Below are 16893 nucleotides of genomic sequence, written 5' to 3' on the forward strand. Positions count from 1 at the left end.
GGCAGAAATGAGGAATATATTTGCATTAATAGCTTTAATTGCAGGTTTTTTTTATGGCAATTTTAGATTCAAATATTGTGAATATCGCATTACCAGAAATGACAAAGACATTTCATACTTCAATTGATACAATTTCTTGGGTTGCTAATAGTTATAATGTTGCCTTTGTATCGTGTTTATTAATTGCAGCACGTCTGGCGGATCAGTTTGGTCGCAAGAAACTGTATATTATTGGTTTATTGTTTTTTTCTATTAGTTCATTTATGTGCGGTATAGCCACTTCTTTTCATACATTAGTTGCTTTTAGGGTAATACAAGGACTTTCTGCCGCAGTTATCGTACCAGTTGCTATGCCATTAGGCCTTAATTTAGTACCGAAAGAAAAACAAGGTATGATAGGAGGCGTCATGGGAGCTTTTGGGGGATTAGCAGCGGCGATTGGCCCTTCACTTGGAGGCGTTTTAACTGACAAATTAAATTGGAGTTGGGTGTTTTTTATTAATATACCAGTTGGTATTTTATCTCTTATCTTCGTGATTCTTTGTATTAAGGAATCGTATGATCATGCTGCAAGCTCTAAAATAGATTGGGCAGGTATGATTACTTCTGCATCTGCACTATGCTTACTCGTATATGCACTCATACAAGTAAATACAAATCATTTAACCATGATAAGCTTAATACTTCTTTTTATGCTCTCACTCATAGGATTTAAATTGTTTTTTATCATTGAAAAGAAAAGTGAAAATCCAATGTTGCCATTAAAATTATTCACAAATAAAGAGTTCTCACTCTCGAATCTTTCTTTATTCTTTGTTGGAATGGGATTAATGAACTTTTTGTTTATACTTGCTTTTTATTTCGTTCAAGTAGGAGGTATGTCAGAATTACAGTCAGGTTTAATCATTAGCACGCTAGCTATTGTTTCAATGATTGTTACAACAATAGTAACACCAATTGCAGCAAAGCGGGGAAGTTCATTAATAGGCAGTATAGGTCTACTAACATTTATCATAGCATCATATTTATTTAGTCAAATAGATTCCAACTTTACTACATGGGATTACCTTTGGCGATTAATGATTGTTGGGATTGGAACTGGCTGCACATTAGCACCGTATACAACAACGGCAGTTTTAAGTGTGCCTATTGAAAAGTCAGGTGTTGCTGCAAGTATTTGTAATATTTCAAGAACAGTTGGAAGTATTGTTGGGGTTGCGATACTTGTGATGTTTCTGAATCATCAATTGTTAGTTGAAAAAGAGAAGGTAAATAGGGAAGTAGTAACTGTGATTAAAAAAAGTGATTTGTCAAATTTAGAAAGGGGGGAAGTACTGCAAGCGATAAATAAAAAACAGCAAATCATATTAAAATCTGATGGAGAGCGAAAAATTTACAAACAAGTAAAGGAGGAATATCAGCAAGGAATAATTCGTAGTTATAATTTAGCATTTTTAATGGGCGCAACTATATTTTTTATCGCATTTATTTTTAATATAGGAAGAGTCTTATTAGAGAAGAAAAGAAGAGGATTGTTTGAATAAAGAAAAAGGCTGTGCGTCATATAGAGCACAGCCTTTTTATAGTGATATGTATTTAATCAAAACCCAGGTAATCCATCAATCTCACAAATTTTCTTGGATGTAAAACTTATATTTAGTAAAATTTTGCGCGAGGGGATGTTGTTCGGATCAATAATTACAATATAGTTTTGGCATAGTATTCCTCCAAACTAAAATTTTTTTTGTTCGTCAGAAAAGATTGTCTTTAACACTATTACTTACACTACCATAACCGTTGTTTTCAGTAAAACACGCTCCATCTAATGTAAGATTCCCTGAATGTTGTAATGTATTAAAAGTTCATTGGTACGCTCATTACTAAGTCGTAACATATCATATATGTATTTTTGGCTATATTGAGGATAGGTTGGTTTTATATATGTTTTAGTAATTGAAAGAAAACTATTAAGTATGAAGAAGGGGATAAAACGTTTATAGGGGATATAGAAAGTTATAATATATAGAATTAGAAATAAGAATTTGATAGTATTGGAGTAAGGAGTTTTAATAACAGTATATTAAGTCGTATTAATATAACTGTTGCAAATGTTTTGGTATGATATTAAATTTTATTATTTTTACGAAAGCATTTGATAGAATTCAAAAAATATAATGGAGGCTAATATGAAAAAAGTAATTGGCGCAGCAACAGCAACTGTTTTCGGATTGGGAGCATTTACCACAACTGCTACTGCAGAAACGATCGTAACAGCAGATGTACTCAACGTACGTGAAAAACCGACTACGGAATCAAAAGTTGTCGAAAAAGTAAAAAACGGGGAAGAATTAAAAGTCATAAATACCGAAGATGGCTGGTCAAAAATTGAGTTAAATGGTAAAGAAGTATTTGTAAGCTCGGAGTTTACTAAAGATATTTACCATGTAACAGCAGATTTGTTAAATGTACGTTCTGAATCAAACACAGAATCAAAAATTCTTGGCAGACTGAAAAAAGATGATGTAATTGAATCAACGAAGCAAGTAAAAGACGGATGGCTACAATTTGAGTATAAGGGAAAAACAGCTTATGTAAATGTTTCTTTCTTATCAAGTAAAGCACCAATTGAAAAAAAGGCTGACGGGAAAACGAAGCAAGTAGCGAAAGTACAAAAATCGGTTAAAGCTAATGAAGAAGCTAAAACACAGAAGATAACAAAGGCAAAAGAAACAATAAAACCTAAGGAAGAAGCGAAAGTACAAAAAGAAGCAAAGCCTAAGGAAGAAGTGAAAGTGCAAGAAGTAGCGAAACCTAAGGAAGAAGCGAAAGTACAAAAAGAAGCAAAGCCTAAGGAAGAAGTGAAAGTGCAAGAAGTAGCGAAACCTAAGGAAGAAGTGAAAGTACAAGAAATAGCAAAGGCTAAGGAAGAAGCAAAAGTGCAAGAGGTAGCCAAAGCTAAGGAAGAAGCAAAGGCACAAGAGATAGCAAAGGCTAAGGAAGAAGCAAAGGCACAAGAGATAGCAAAGGCTAAGGAAGAAGCAAAAGCGCAAGAAATAGCCAAAGCTAAGGAAGAGGCGAAAGCACGAGAAATAGCAAAGGCTAAGGAAGAGGCGAAAGCACGAGAAATAGCAAAGGCTAAGGAAGAGGCGAAAGCACGAGAAATAGCAAAGGCTAAGGAAGAAGCAAAGGCACAAGAGATAGCCAAAGCTAAAGAAGAAGCAAAAGCGCAAGAAATAGCCAAAGCTAAGGAAGAAGCGAAAGCACGAGAAATAGCCAAAGCCAAGGAAGAGGAAAAAGCACGAGAAGCACTAAAGGCAAAAGAAGAGTCTAAAAATAACGTGCAGTCTGCTAAACGTGAATTAACGGTGGTGGCGACAGCATATACTGCTGATCCGAGTGAGAATGGTACATATGGTGGACGCGTTTTAACTGCGATGGGGCATGATTTAACGGCTAATCCGAATATAAGAATTATCGCAGTAGATCCGAAAGTAATCCCATTAGGATCTAAAGTATGGGTAGAAGGTTATGGAGAAGCAATCGCTGGAGATACCGGAAGTGCAATTAAAGGTAATCGCATTGATGTATTAATGGGTTCAAAAAGTAAAGCGATGAATTGGGGAAGACAAACAGTTAAAGTGAAGATTTTATAATAAATCTAGAATATAACATAATAAAAATAAGACTGACATATTCTGTCGGTCTTATTTTCGTACCATCACATCATTAAGAATTGCATCAAATATATCTTTTTGCGTGAAGTTATCTGTAAAAATAGTTTCTCTAGTAACTTCAATTGTATCGTGCGGATTATACCATTTTTGTAGGGAATCCTCACCAAATTCATGCCGCTTTTTCCTTGTATTATGTCGTCGAATCGTTTCCTTTAACGATAAATCAAAGTAATATGTATACGCGTTTCCTTCAAAAAAATGTATTAATTCTTTCAGCATATCACCGTATCTACGACTGTTTAAAATACCTTCTAAAATAACAAACTCACATTTTCCTTTTCCGTACTTTGTAATTTCAAATAGTAAATCGTGTGATAAATTACCGATTGTGTCGTGTACTCTAAGCATATCTCTACGTACAACATCCTGCGATACTAAAAGTGTGCCTTGTCCGAAATGTTCTTGTAGTTGCTTTGCGATTGTTGTTTTACCACTTGCGGAGTTTCCTCTAAGGATGATTAATGTTGATTTTATAGGATTAGACATAATGTATTCCCCCAACGTGAATGATTATATAGAAAATTTTAACAAATGAAACGTAGAAAGTGTATAATTAATATGATGTAAATAAAAAAGGTGGGGGCGAAATGGAAGCGAATTTAAATAAGGCGCAACCAATTTGGAAACGAACATGGTTTCGCTATCTTGGGGTATTTATAATTGTACAATTGTTGTTTATTATTTGTGAAGTAACTGCATGGGCACCAAACTTTAGACCTGGCGGAGAATTCTTTAATAGAGTATTAAATTCTCAATTTTTTACAGAATGGTTCACGCCATATAAAATTCCTCATTTTAATGTGTTTACAGCATTTTTTGCCATTACATTGTTACCATACGCACTAATAGGGGCAATGAAAGATTTCACTACAAGAAAAAATATAAAGAATTAAAAAGAGGTACTATATGCTATTTCAAAAAGATAATGTATCGGTTAGGTATGTAGTAGAAGAGGATGCACCAATCATTTCAAAATGGTTAACAGACCCAGAAGTACTGAAGTATTACGAAGGACGAGATGATCCGCAATCAGTAGAAATGGTACTGAATCATTTTATACATAATCCAAATAGTCCTGAAAAAAGGTGCTTAATAGAGTTTGATGATGTGCCGATTGGTTATATTCAAATGTATCCAGTTGATTCGGAGTGGAAAACTTTATATGGCTATGAAGCATCACAAAATGTATGGGGAATGGATCAATTTATCGGAGAACCCGCCTATTGGGAAAAGGGAATTGGAACTAAACTTGTTCAGGCAGTAATTACATATATAATGGAGAACACGGGAGCAAAAGCAATTGCAATGGACCCGAAAGTAAATAATGAACGTGCAATAAAGTGTTATGAAAAATGCGGATTTAAAAAGGTGAAGATTTTAAAGGAACATGAACTGCATGAAGGGGTATTAGAAGATTGTTGGATGATGGAATATAAATAAAAGGGAGCTGCGCGATATGAAAAAAGCATTATTAGTAATTGATGTGCAAGCAGGTATGTATACAGCAGGAATGCCAGTACATAATGGGGAAAAGTTTTTAGAGACATTACAAGAGCTTATTGAGAAATGCCGTTCAAATGATATTCCGGTAATTTATGTGCAACACAATGGACCGAAAGACCATCCGTTAGAAAAAGGTACAGATGGGTGGAAAATCCATGCGGCAATTGCTCCACTAGAAGGGGAGTGTGTGGTTGAAAAAACGACTCCAGATTCATTCCACAAGACGAACCTAAAAGAAGTATTGCAAGACAAGGGAATCGATCATGTTATCATTTCAGGAATGCAAACGGAGTACTGTGTGGATACGACAACGCGAAGAGCGTTTAGTGAAGGGTATAAAGTAACGTTAGTGAGCGATGCACATAGTACGTTTGATACAGAGGTGTTACGTGCTGAAGACATTGTGAAGCATCATAACGTAGTGTTTGGAGCGTTTGCTAATGTTGTTACGTTAAAAGATTTGAAAGAAACTGTCTCTAAATAAGAGGCAGTTTTTTATTAGAGGAAATCGTGTCAAATAATGTCGGTAAGTCGATATCCTTTGTCGAAACGTCGATATATTTGAAAAATCGTCGATATAATTTCACGTACCATAATAAAAACACAAAAAAAGGAGCACCACATAATTAAAAAGGGCGCTCCTGTATCAAAATATTATTTCTTCTTATCTTTATCCAATATATTCTGCTCTTCAGCAAACTCCGTACCATATGCGAAGCGACGATTAATATGAATATTATCGTTATGGTGCCTTGTGTGAGAGTTAGAGAAGCGATGAACGATTACTTCTGATAATGTGAAGACAATTGCGGAAAGGATGCTTCCCCATGCAATTTGCATATAGTTGTCTAATAAAATATTACCGAAAATCCATACGCTTAAATATGTTAGTAAGAAATCCGACATAATGGCACCAGTATTGCCAATTCGATTTAAAATAATTTTATCAACGAACATATAAGATACGATTGTTACAAAGAGACTAAATGAAATAATTTGGACGAACGTTGCTGGGAAAAATAAAGCGAGTCCGATACTAAATGCGATAATGCACGATATAAACTTGATAAGCACTACAGTAAAACCATTCAATATTTACACCTCCGATTTATACATAGTTTTACAATAAATTTAGGAGTTCATACATTGTAACGAATATATTTATATAAAACTTTTTCATGTTCTATATTTGTCTAAATATTAAAAAAACAAAGAAAAAATGTTATAGTAAAATGAGAGTATATGACATTTTTAGGTAAGGGGGAATCCTCGGTGTGGATTACTTCAGAAGTAGAAATTCCAGACGAGTTAATTGATCATCTTGAACAAGGAAAGTTAGTATTATTTGTTGGAGCGGGAGTTTCTATGAAAGGGAAATCAAACTTACCGAATTTTGATGATTTAGTTGATGAAATTGCAAAGACGTTATATGTCGAAAAACGTGAAATAACAGAACCACATGATTATTATCTTGGTAAAATTGCGAAAACAAAAGATGTACATCAAGTTGCAAGAGATTTAGTGCATATTGAAAAGTCAAAGCCGAATCCGCTTCATTATGCGATTCCGAGATTGTTTCCTTTAGATACAGAAGTCCGTATTGTAACAACAAATTTTGATCGACATTTTACAACTGCAATGAAAGAAATGAATAGAGAATTAAACGTATATTACGCACCTGCGTTACCTACAGGTAGAGCGTTTAAAGGACTCGCTTACATACATGGCAATATAGAACAAGAGAAAGAAGCATTAATTTTAACAGATGGTGATTTTGGAAGGGCTTACTTGACGGAAGGATGGGCGAGAAGATTTTTAGTTGATTTATTCTCGAATTATACCGTTTTGTTCGTTGGATATAGCCATAATGATCCAGTAATGAAATATTTAGCAACTGGTTTACCACCAAGTACAAGGCGTTATGCATTTGTCGCACAAGGGGAAAACACGTACCATTGGGAGCATTTAGGGATAAGGCCGATTGTGTATCCGAATAAAGGGAATAATCATCAGTCTCTCGTTAAAGCAGTGAAACGATGGGCTGAGTTAATGGGTGATAATTATATTACGAAACGAATGCGAATTCGTGACATAGTAACAGTACCGCCGTCAGTAGAGCAGGAACAATTATCATACATAAAACAATCTATAAAAAAAATTGAAACAGTCCGCTACTTCGTTGAATTTGCTCACGATTATGAATGGGTGGAATGGCTTGAAGCGGAAGGGAAATTACAAAATTTATTTTTAATTACATCAAACTATAACGAGGTAGATGAATTACTTGCAAAATGGTTAGTGGAACAATTTCTTTTTAGTCATCAAAAAGAATTATTTCAATTAATTTTTAAAAATCACTCTAAACTATCTCCGTTATTATGGAGAACAATTTGTAGCTACTTAAACGAAACGAAAATGAAAATGGACCCGTTGTTGTTTGCAAGATGGACACTGCTTTTATTAGAAACAGCTGAAAAAGATAGTAAATCGATTGAAACAATTTCTTACTTATTGCAAAAATGTTCTTTTCCTGAGCATAAAGAAATCGCTTTATTGTTATTAACGTTTATTTTGGACGGAAAACTTAAGTTGAAGCGTGAAAGAAAGTGGGGAAATGATACCGGGGAATCAATAGAACTTGAGGAATCAAGTCGTTTACCCGTGTCTATATTTTCTTATGTGGAGCAAATTTGGAATGAAAAGATGAGACCGCATATTTCTTATTACGCCGTTCCAATTATGATGATGGGAATAGAGAAGTTGCGGATGTTATCACTAAGGCAAACGGCATTGAAAAAAAGGGATAAGGAAAATGTGGAAAAAGAGTTTCAGCAAAATGATCTTGCATTTTTAATTCAAATTGTAAAAGAATGTTTAGCCTATCTATGTGAAAGCGATGAGAAAAAAGCAAATTATTATATTACAGAAATGATAGAAGCAAACAGCATACTTCAAAACCGAATTGCAATTGATGCGATGAATAAAAATATATTTGTTAGCGCCGATGAGAAAATAAAATGGTTGTTACAGGAAGGGATTCTTTTAGATGTCACGTATAAACAAGAAGTTTTTCAACTTATAAAAAATCATTACGCACTCTCTTTAGAAAAAACAAAAGAAGAAGTCATTCAAATTGTACTGAAGGATCTTGCAGAGGAGAGGGCATTTGATGTTAGTTTCGTTTTAGATTTATTATTCAATTGTGATACAAATAGTCCATCTACAGCAAAAGGTTATGAGTTAATGAAGCAAAAACATCCTCACTTTCATTCTGATCGATACAGTGTACAAAAGAAAGAGGTCGCAGAACAAAGTATTACTTGTAATGTAACTGCCGATGGATTATTGCAGCTAAAAGATGAGGAAATTATGAAACAAGTTCGCCAATTTTCTCAAGATGGTGTGTTTGAACAACGTCATTTTTTAGAGATGTTATCGAAAGCATGTAAATTGAATACAGAATGGAGTATTTCATTTGCTTATCAATTAGTAGGTATGCATGAAATAAGTAATGAAGTTTGGTTTGTTTGTATTAGAGAGTGGCGAAATAACAGAGGACTGACAAATGAACAAATACAAAAAGTTATTCCTCTGTTGCAGAAATTTGTTAGAAATACTGCTTTTCATTGGTTAATTAGTAGTTTTTTATATGAAATTAGTAATCGATTAGAAGAGTTAGAGGAAAATAGTATACGCAATGTGAAACGGTTTGCTTTTTCGGTATTCCCTCAAGTCATGAAAAGTGATACGGATTTTAAGCTTGGAAAACAAGATTTTTACAATGAATCGATTCAGCATCCTGTTGGAAAAATGACAGCTGTACTATTAAAACTGTTATCATATGATCATTTATACGATCGCAATGTGTATGAATATTTATTTTTATTTGAAGAACAAGTAAGAATTAGTACAGAACGAACAAATTTTATGTTAGCGCGTTTAGTAGCAGATATTACATTTCTTTATCATATTGAGAAGCAATGGTGCCGAAAATATTTGTTACCGTACTTAGAGTTAAAGAAGGAAAATGAAATCACGAAATATGCATGGGCTGGCTTGTGTTACACACAAATCAATTTACCTTTATTTACAGAAATGAAGCAATTTATTAAGTATGCAGTAGAACATTTGGAAGTATTACATCCGCATACGAGGGAAGCTTTCTTAAAATGGCTCAGTTTTGTATTTATTAAATGTGTACTGTATTGGGAGCAAAAAACAGATTGGTTATACCCTTTACTTTTACGAGAAAATGAAGAAAATAAAATTAAATTTATGCAGTTCTTATGCTATTATGTCAAAACGTTAAGTGCAAAAGAACAACAAAAATTTTGGGCAGCTTGGCTCAGTATATTTTTGCGAGAGCGACCGAAAATGGGGGGAATCACAGCTAGAGAATATGTAATGCTTTTACGTATTATTTTATTTATGGATGAAATAGTAGAAAGAGGATTATCTATCATTTGTAAAACATTTTTGGACGTGGGTGGAAAAGGGAATCAAACGGAGTTAAAACAGTTATTTCATGAAATACTTGAGAAGACAGAGAGTATAAAGATGTATAAAGAGTTGTATGCAAAAGTATTTTTCACTTTACTGCAAACGCTTCAGGAAGCTAATTTACTTGAAACTGAAATCATTCAAATAAAAGAATTATTAATTGGATATAGAGTAGAAAAATGTGTAATAAATGCAATAGATAATGAGATAATTCGCATCGGAATTGTTATGGAGAATTTACAAGAAGAAATGTAGGGCAAAAATGTAATTTAAAAAAATATATAAAAAGTTGTTGACAGTGTTTTGAAAAGCGTTCTATAATACGAATCATACTTATTCAATTTCAAAAAACATTTGAATAAACAAAGTGCAATGAAGAGATCACAGTAGTGGTTAGTCTTACTGTAACAGAGAGCTGGTGGTTGGTGTGAACCAGTACAGGGATAATCATGAATTACAGTCTTGGAGCATCTTTTTCGTAGTAAAGATAGTATTGTCTTTATGAAGAAAAAGCGGTCAATTGATCGTTAACAGTGAAGAGAGGTAGACAGAAATTTAGTCTACAACTAGGGTGGTACCGCGATAAATATCGTCCCTACTGATTTATTCAGTAGGGACTTTTTGTATTTTAGTGGCCCAACTTGAAAATTAAATATGCATGCGTTGAAAGGAAAAGCAGTAGTTGTTGTTTCCCTGTAACAGAGAGCTGGTGGTTGGTGTGAACCAGTACAAAAACAAGAGCGAATTACAGTCCTAGAGCATCTTTTTCGTAGTAAAGATAGTATTTATCTTTATGAAGGGAAAGACGGTCAGATGATCGTTAACAATGAAGAGAGGTAGACGAAAGAAGTCTACAACTAGGGTGGTACCGCGATAAATATCGTCCCTACTGATTGCATCAGTAGGGATTTTTTGTACAAAAAAAGTGGGTTTTTAACTAGTAGAGAGTGTCTTTGTACGAATTATTAGTTTAAAATAAGAAGAGGTATCGATTCCACTTTAAATTTGTATAATTGACCAGTTCAGAAAATAGAGAATTTTTCATTCTCTTACTATACTTTTAAAACATTAGAGGAGGATTTCCAAATGGCAAATCATGAATTAGATCAATTACGTAAACAGGTAGATGAAATTAACTTACAACTATTACACCTTTTAAACAAACGTGGTGAAATCGTTCAAAAAATTGGGGAGCAAAAGCAAGTACAAGGTACGAAACGTTTTGATCCAGTACGTGAGCGTGAAGTACTTGATATGATCGCAGAGAATAACGAAGGACCATTCGAAACGTCAACGGTTCAACATATTTTCAAAACAATCTTCAAAGCTAGCTTAGAATTACAAGAAGATGATAACCGTAAAGCATTACTAGTATCACGTAAAAAGAAACAAGAAAACACAATCGTTGATGTAAAAGGTGAATTGATTGGTAACGGCACACAAACGTTCATTATGGGACCTTGTGCGGTCGAAAGCTTAGAGCAAGTTCGCCAAGTAGGGCAAGCGATGAAGGACCAAGGCTTAAAATTAATGCGCGGTGGTGCTTTCAAACCGAGAACATCTCCATACGATTTCCAAGGTTTAGGAGTAGAAGGATTACAAATTTTACGCCAAGTAGCAGATGAGTTCGACTTAGCGATCATTAGTGAAATTTTAAATCCAAACGATGTTGAAATGGCATTAGACTACGTTGATGTAATTCAAGTTGGTGCACGTAACATGCAAAACTTCGATTTACTACGAGCTGTAGGTAAAGTTAACAAGCCGGTATTATTAAAACGTGGATTAGCAGCAACAATTGATGAGTTCATTAATGCAGCAGAATACATCATTGCACAAGGTAACGACCAAATTATTCTATGTGAGCGTGGTATCCGCACATACGAAAGAGCGACACGTAACACATTAGACATTTCAGCAGTACCGATCTTAAAGAAAGAAACACATTTACCAGTTGTTGTTGACGTAACGCATTCAACTGGACGTAGAGATTTATTATTACCAACAGCGAAAGCGGCTCTTGCAATTGGCGCAGATGCAGTAATGGCTGAAGTACATCCAGACCCAGCAGTTGCATTATCAGATTCTGCACAACAAATGGATATTCCGGAATTCCATAGATTCATGGAAGAGTTAAAAGGTTTCAAAAATAAATTATCTTAATTCCATATTATATATGCGTTGAAGAGGAAACAGTAGTGCTTATCTCACTGTTAAAGAGAGCTGATGGTCGGTGTGAATCAGTACAAAGATAAGCATGAATTACAGCCTTGGAGCATCTTTTCCGCCAACTTTTGGAGGGAAAGACGGTCTAATGATCGTTAAAGAAGAAGAGAGGTAGACGAAAGAAGTCTACAACTAGGGTGGTACCGCGATGAACATCGTCCCTACTGAGCGCTCAGTAGGGACTTTTTTGTACAAAAAAATAGTAAAGGGGCAAGAGAAATGAGATACATTACAGCTGGAGAATCACATGGACCGCAGTTAACAGTTATTTTAGAAGGTGTACCAGCAGGTTTAACGCTGGCGGCGGAACATATTAATAAAGAATTATTAAGAAGACAAAAAGGGCACGGACGCGGAAGACGTATGCAAATTGAAACAGATACAGTTGAAATTGTAAGTGGTGTTCGTCATGGGATGACACTTGGCTCACCCATTACGTTAATCGTAAAAAATGATGATTTCAAACATTGGACGAAAGTAATGGGTGCAGAGCCAATTTCGGAAAAAGAAAGTAAAGACATGAAACGTACAATTACGAAGCCACGTCCAGGACATGCGGATTTAAATGGAGCAATTAAATATGGTCACCGTGATATAAGAAACGTACTAGAGCGCTCTTCTGCAAGAGAAACGACAGTTCGTGTAGCTGCTGGTGCGGTTGCGAAACAAATTTTAAAAGAATTAGGCGTAGAAATTGCAGGGCATGTACTTGAAATTGGCGGAGTAAAAGCAAAACATATTTCTAACTTGTCTATTGAAGAAATTCAAACAATTACTGAAAACTCACCAGTTCGATGTTTAGATAAAGAAGTAGAGCAAGAGATGATGAATGCAATTGATAATGCAAAAAGTAGCGGAGATTCAATCGGAGGCATTGTAGAAGTCATTGCAGAAGGAATGCCGATTGGCGTTGGTAGTTACGTTCATTACGATCGTAAATTAGATGCAAAACTTGCTGGTGCGATTATGAGTATTAATGCATTTAAAGGTGCTGAAATTGGCATTGGTTTTGAAGCAGCAAGACAGCCAGGAAGTAAAGTGCACGATGAAATTTTATGGGATGAAGAACAAGGATACACGAGAAAAACGAATAATGCCGGTGGTTTAGAAGGCGGTATGACAACGGGAATGCCAATTGTCGTAAGAGGTGTAATGAAACCAATACCTACATTATACAAACCGTTAGCAAGTGTTGATATTGATACGAAAGAAGCATTCCAAGCGAGTATTGAAAGATCTGATAGCTGTGCAGTACCAGCTGCAGGTGTAGTAGCTGAATCTGTTGTAGCATGGGAACTTGCACATGCACTAGTCGAACAATTCGGAAAAGATCGTATGGAGTTAATTCAGCAAAACATTACGCAACATAATAAATACGCAAAAGAATTTTAATAAAAAGGTGGTTTTAACATGCAAGTAAAAAATCAACTATCATCATTACAACCATATAAACCAGGTAAATCACCGGAACAAATGAAAGAAGTGTACGGAGATCATTCATTTGTGAAATTAGCATCGAATGAAAATCCATTCGGCTGTTCACCACGTGTTTTAGATGAGTTGCAAAAATCGTGGTTGGATCATGCTTTATATCCTGACGGAGGTGCTACAACACTCCGTCAAACAATTGCAAATAAGTTACATGTGCAAATGGAACAAGTACTTTGCGGTAGTGGTTTAGATGAAGTCATTCAAATCATAAGCCGTGCAGTACTTAAAGCAGGAGATAACATCGTAACGGCTGGGGCAACATTCCCGCAGTACCGTCACCATGCAATTATAGAAGGTTGCGAAGTGAAGGAAGTTGCGTTAAATAACGGTGTATACGACTTAGACGAAATTTCTTCAGTAGTAGATAACAATACAAAAATCGTATGGATTTGTAATCCGAATAATCCGACAGGCACATATGTGAATGACCGAAAATTGACTCAATTCATTGAAGGGATTAGTGAAAATACGTTAATTGTCATTGATGAAGCGTACTATGAATACGTAACAGCAAAAGATTTCCCAGAGACATTACCGCTTTTACAAAAACATAAAAACATTCTTGTACTTAGAACGTTTTCTAAAGCGTACGGATTAGCTTCTTTCCGCGTAGGATATGCAATTGGACAGGAAGAGTTAATCGAGAAATTAAATGTCGTACGTTTGCCATTTAACGTATCTTCATTAGCGCAAAAAGCAGCGACGATTGCTTTTGGAGATGAGGAGTTTATTGAGGAAATAGTTCGTGTAAATACAGAGGGATTACAACAATACGAGAGCTTTTGTAAGGAACATGATATTCCATTTTATCCATCGCAAACAAATTTCATCTTCTTGCCAGTTGAGAATGCTGGAGAGATTTATGAAGCTTGTGCACACGCAGGATTTATTATTCGTCCGTTCCCAAATGGCGTCCGTATTACAGTCGGAACAAGGGAGCAAAATGAAGGAGTGATTTCAGTGTTACAACAACACTTTGAAAATAAAAAAAGAAAGTCTCGAGATGAGGCAAATGCGTAAGAAGGTAGTATTAATTGGAACTGGTTTAATCGGAGGCTCTCTCGCATTAGCAATTAAGAAAGAGCACGATGTAACGATAACAGGTTATGATATATTTCAAGAACAAGTAGAGCGTGCAAAAGAATTACACGTAGTAGATGAAATAGCAGTAAATTTACAACATGCATGTGAAGAGGCGCATTTAATTGTTTTTGCTTCTCCAGTTGAAGAAACGAAGAAGTTATTACACAAATTAGCGTCATTTCGGTTACGAGAAGATGTTATCGTAACCGATGTTGGTAGTACAAAAGGAACGATTATGAACGAAGCGGAAGCTTTATTTTCAAAGGAAGTTTCTTTTATTGGTGGACATCCGATGGCAGGTTCTCATAAAACGGGAGTTGAAAGTGCAAAAGCGCATTTATTTGAAAATGCATTTTACATTTTAACACCGATGCATCACGTGCCAAATGAACATGTGGAAGAGTTAAAAGATTGGTTAAAAGGAACAGGATCACATTTCCTTGTTTTAAATACAGAAGAACATGATTATGTAACAGGGATTGTAAGTCATTTCCCGCATCTTATTGCAGCTGGATTAGTAAAGCAAGTGGAGAAACATGCAGGAGATAATCCACTTATTCATCAGCTAGCTGCTGGAGGTTTCAAAGACATTACACGTATCGCATCTAGTAGTCCGAAAATGTGGAGTGATATTGTTAAGCAAAATCGAGAGCATTTAATGGTATTATTAAAAGAGTGGATCTCTGAAATGGAAGATTTATATGATACAGTTTCTGCCGGAGATGCAGGCGAGATTCAAAACTATTTTGCGGATGCGAAAGAATACCGTGACTCTTTACCGGTAAGAAAGAGAGGGGCGATTCCTGCCTATCACGACTTATACGTCGATGTTTTAGATAAAGTAGGGGCATTGGCTCACATTACAAGTATTTTAGCGCGCGAAGAAATTAGTATTACGAACTTGCAAATATTAGAAGCGCGTGAAGGGTTGCTTGGGGTATTACGTATTAGCTTCCAAAGAGAAGAAGATCGTATGCAAGCGAAACTCGCGCTTGGAGAAGAAAAATACCAAACTTATGAAACAATTTAAATGAGAAGGTGAAAACGTGAAGGAAAGAACAATTCAACCTGTTAATAACGGATTAAATGGCAACATTACAATTCCAGGAGATAAATCGATTTCTCACCGTGCTGTCATGTTCGGTGCGATTGCAGAAGGAAAAACAACAATTAAAGGTTTCTTGCCCGGTGCAGATTGTTTAAGTACAATTTCTTGTTTTAAAGAAATGGGAGTAGATATCGTGCAAAACGGTGATGAAGTCACTGTAGTTGGTAAAGGATTAGAAGGTTTACAAGAACCGAAAGCTGTATTAGATGTTGGTAATTCGGGTACAACTATACGTTTAATGTCAGGAATTTTGGCAAATACACCATTTTTCTCTTGCGTACAAGGTGATGCATCTATTGCAAAAAGACCGATGAAACGTGTAACAAATCCATTAAAACAAATGGGTGCGAACATTGATGGGCGCGAAGAAGGAACGTTTACACCGCTAACAATACGTGGTGGAGATTTAAAAGCAATTGAATACACTTCGCCGGTAGCAAGCGCACAAGTAAAGTCAGCTATTTTACTTGCAGGGCTTCGTGCAGAAGGTGTAACAGCTGTTACAGAACCACATATTTCACGTGATCATACGGAAAGAATGCTTGAAGCATTTGGCGTTAAAGTGACTCGCGAAGGAAAGACAGTGAAACTAGCAGGTGGACAAAAGTTAACAGCGACAGATGTTCAAGTACCAGGTGACGTATCATCAGCTGCCTTTTTCTTAGTAGCAGGTGCAATTATTCCAAATAGTAAACTAGTATTACAAAATGTAGGCATGAATCCAACACGTACAGGTATTATTGATGTTTTAGAGAAAATGGGTGCTACGTTCACTGTAGAGCCAATTAACGAAGGAGCATCAGAACCAGCTGCAAACATTACAATTGAAACATCTTCATTAAAAGGAATCGAAATCGGCGGAGATATTATCCCAAGATTAATCGATGAAATTCCTGTAATTGCATTAGCGGCAACGCAAGCAGAAGGAATTACAGTTATTAAAGATGCACACGAATTAAAAGTAAAAGAAACGAACCGTATTGATACAGTCGTAGCGGAATTAACGAAACTTGGTGCTCGCATAGAAGCAACTGAAGACGGGATGATTATTTACGGGAAATCAGTTTTAAAAGGAAATACAGTTAATAGTTATGGTGATCACCGCATCGGAATGATGCTTGCGATTGCCGGCTGTCTAGCAGAAGGTAAAACAACAATTGAAGACGCAGAAGCAGTAGGTGTATCATACCCTACATTCTTCGAAGAACTTCAAAAATTAGCTAAATAAAGTGAAACTTTAATCAGTGG

Annotated in this window: 12 protein-coding genes, 2 pseudogenes and 3 other annotated features; of the genes and pseudogenes, 11 read left to right on the top strand and 3 right to left on the bottom strand. The window is 35.6% G+C overall.

Annotated elements, in window-relative coordinates; all coding sequences use genetic code 11:
• Positions 1-7 precede the first annotated feature (7 nt).
• Positions 8-1544, top strand: a pseudogene (locus tag QCI73_RS12745) (MFS transporter).
• Between the two features lie 56 nt (positions 1545-1600).
• On the opposite strand, the pseudogene QCI73_RS12750 reads toward QCI73_RS12745, so the two are convergent.
• A pseudogene (locus QCI73_RS12750) lies at positions 1601-1699 on the bottom strand (GNAT family N-acetyltransferase); the annotation flags it as partial.
• Positions 1700-2186: 487 nt separating this feature from the next.
• On the opposite strand from QCI73_RS12750, the gene entB reads away from it, so the two are divergent.
• Positions 2187-3653 carry a cell wall-binding protein EntB gene (gene entB / locus QCI73_RS12755; RefSeq protein ID WP_353823052.1) on the top strand — a complete coding sequence of 489 codons (1467 nt, stop codon included), beginning with the start codon at positions 2187-2189 and terminating at the stop codon, positions 3651-3653.
• 51 nt (positions 3654-3704) lie between these two features.
• Here entB and QCI73_RS12760 read toward each other — a convergent pair whose 3' ends face one another.
• Positions 3705-4220 (bottom strand): kinase, encoded by a 516-nt coding sequence (locus QCI73_RS12760; protein ID WP_327923975.1) that lies wholly within the window; start codon positions 4218-4220, stop codon positions 3705-3707.
• 101 nt (positions 4221-4321) lie between these two features.
• Between QCI73_RS12760 and QCI73_RS12765 the strand changes: the two genes are divergently transcribed.
• From QCI73_RS12765 to QCI73_RS12775, 3 genes are read left to right on the top strand one after another with little or no spacing between them, the layout of a single operon-like run.
• Entirely contained in the window at positions 4322-4627 is a 306-nt protein-coding gene (locus tag QCI73_RS12765; RefSeq protein WP_270704950.1) for a YfzA family protein, read from the top strand.
• Positions 4628-4640: 13 nt separating this feature from the next.
• The gene (locus QCI73_RS12770; RefSeq protein WP_327923970.1) at positions 4641-5174 is read left to right on the top strand and encodes a GNAT family N-acetyltransferase; all 534 of its coding nucleotides are present in this window, start codon (positions 4641-4643) and stop codon (positions 5172-5174) included.
• Between the two features lie 16 nt (positions 5175-5190).
• On the top strand, positions 5191-5721 hold the full coding sequence (locus QCI73_RS12775) for a cysteine hydrolase family protein (RefSeq protein ID WP_070806313.1): 531 nt from the start codon (positions 5191-5193) through the stop codon (positions 5719-5721).
• A 170-nt stretch (positions 5722-5891) separates the two neighbouring features.
• On the opposite strand, the gene QCI73_RS12780 is transcribed toward QCI73_RS12775, so the two are convergent.
• Positions 5892-6329 carry a YndM family protein gene (locus QCI73_RS12780; RefSeq protein ID WP_001013099.1) on the bottom strand — a complete coding sequence of 146 codons (438 nt, stop codon included), beginning with the start codon at positions 6327-6329 and terminating at the stop codon, positions 5892-5894.
• 150 nt (positions 6330-6479) lie between these two features.
• Here QCI73_RS12780 and QCI73_RS12785 point away from each other — a divergent pair, with 150 nt between their 5' ends.
• The 6 genes from QCI73_RS12785 (at position 6480) to aroA (ending at position 16873) form a co-directional block, all read left to right on the top strand.
• Positions 6480-9992, top strand: a complete 3513-nt coding sequence (locus QCI73_RS12785; RefSeq protein ID WP_353823053.1) for a DUF4020 domain-containing protein — start codon at positions 6480-6482, stop codon at positions 9990-9992.
• A 108-nt stretch (positions 9993-10100) separates the two neighbouring features.
• Positions 10101-10337: a binding site (T-box leader), on the top strand.
• 54 nt (positions 10338-10391) lie between these two features.
• Positions 10392-10628: a binding site (T-box leader), on the top strand.
• Between the two features lie 195 nt (positions 10629-10823).
• Complete coding sequence (locus QCI73_RS12790; RefSeq protein WP_001273582.1) at positions 10824-11900, top strand: bifunctional 3-deoxy-7-phosphoheptulonate synthase/chorismate mutase; 1077 nt, start codon at positions 10824-10826, stop codon at positions 11898-11900.
• A gap of 9 nt (positions 11901-11909) precedes the next feature.
• Positions 11910-12129: a binding site (T-box leader), on the top strand.
• A 53-nt stretch (positions 12130-12182) separates the two neighbouring features.
• Positions 12183-13355, top strand: a complete 1173-nt coding sequence (gene aroC / locus QCI73_RS12795; RefSeq protein WP_353823054.1) for a chorismate synthase — start codon at positions 12183-12185, stop codon at positions 13353-13355.
• A gap of 18 nt (positions 13356-13373) precedes the next feature.
• Complete coding sequence (gene hisC / locus QCI73_RS12800; RefSeq protein WP_353823055.1) at positions 13374-14474, top strand: histidinol-phosphate transaminase; 1101 nt, start codon at positions 13374-13376, stop codon at positions 14472-14474.
• The gene (gene tyrA / locus QCI73_RS12805; protein WP_353823056.1) at positions 14467-15567 is read left to right on the top strand and encodes a prephenate dehydrogenase; all 1101 of its coding nucleotides are present in this window, start codon (positions 14467-14469) and stop codon (positions 15565-15567) included. The genes hisC and tyrA overlap by 8 nt, the downstream gene beginning before the upstream one ends.
• 16 nt (positions 15568-15583) lie before the next feature.
• Positions 15584-16873: a 3-phosphoshikimate 1-carboxyvinyltransferase gene (gene aroA, locus QCI73_RS12810; RefSeq protein WP_044793568.1), complete on the top strand. Its 1290-nt coding sequence runs from the start codon at positions 15584-15586 to the stop codon at positions 16871-16873.
• Positions 16874-16893 lie beyond the last annotated feature (20 nt).

It is taken from the genome of Bacillus cereus group sp. MG16 (assembly GCF_040459875.1).
Classification (GTDB): domain Bacteria; phylum Bacillota; class Bacilli; order Bacillales; family Bacillaceae_G; genus Bacillus_A; species Bacillus_A paranthracis.

Coding starts and splice junctions, on each gene's coding strand:
- QCI73_RS12770 (WP_327923970.1), top strand. CDS start 4,641: ATGCTATTTCAAAAAGATAATGTATCGGTTAGGTATGTAGTAGAAGAG.
- tyrA (WP_353823056.1), top strand. CDS start 14,467: ATGCGTAAGAAGGTAGTATTAATTGGAACTGGTTTAATCGGAGGCTCT.
- aroC (WP_353823054.1), top strand. CDS start 12,183: ATGAGATACATTACAGCTGGAGAATCACATGGACCGCAGTTAACAGTT.
- QCI73_RS12785 (WP_353823053.1), top strand. CDS start 6,480: ATGACATTTTTAGGTAAGGGGGAATCCTCGGTGTGGATTACTTCAGAA.
- QCI73_RS12775 (WP_070806313.1), top strand. CDS start 5,191: ATGAAAAAAGCATTATTAGTAATTGATGTGCAAGCAGGTATGTATACA.
- entB (WP_353823052.1), top strand. CDS start 2,187: ATGAAAAAAGTAATTGGCGCAGCAACAGCAACTGTTTTCGGATTGGGA.
- hisC (WP_353823055.1), top strand. CDS start 13,374: ATGCAAGTAAAAAATCAACTATCATCATTACAACCATATAAACCAGGT.
- QCI73_RS12765 (WP_270704950.1), top strand. CDS start 4,322: ATGGAAGCGAATTTAAATAAGGCGCAACCAATTTGGAAACGAACATGG.
- QCI73_RS12790 (WP_001273582.1), top strand. CDS start 10,824: ATGGCAAATCATGAATTAGATCAATTACGTAAACAGGTAGATGAAATT.
- QCI73_RS12760 (WP_327923975.1), bottom strand. CDS start 4,220: ATGTCTAATCCTATAAAATCAACATTAATCATCCTTAGAGGAAACTCC.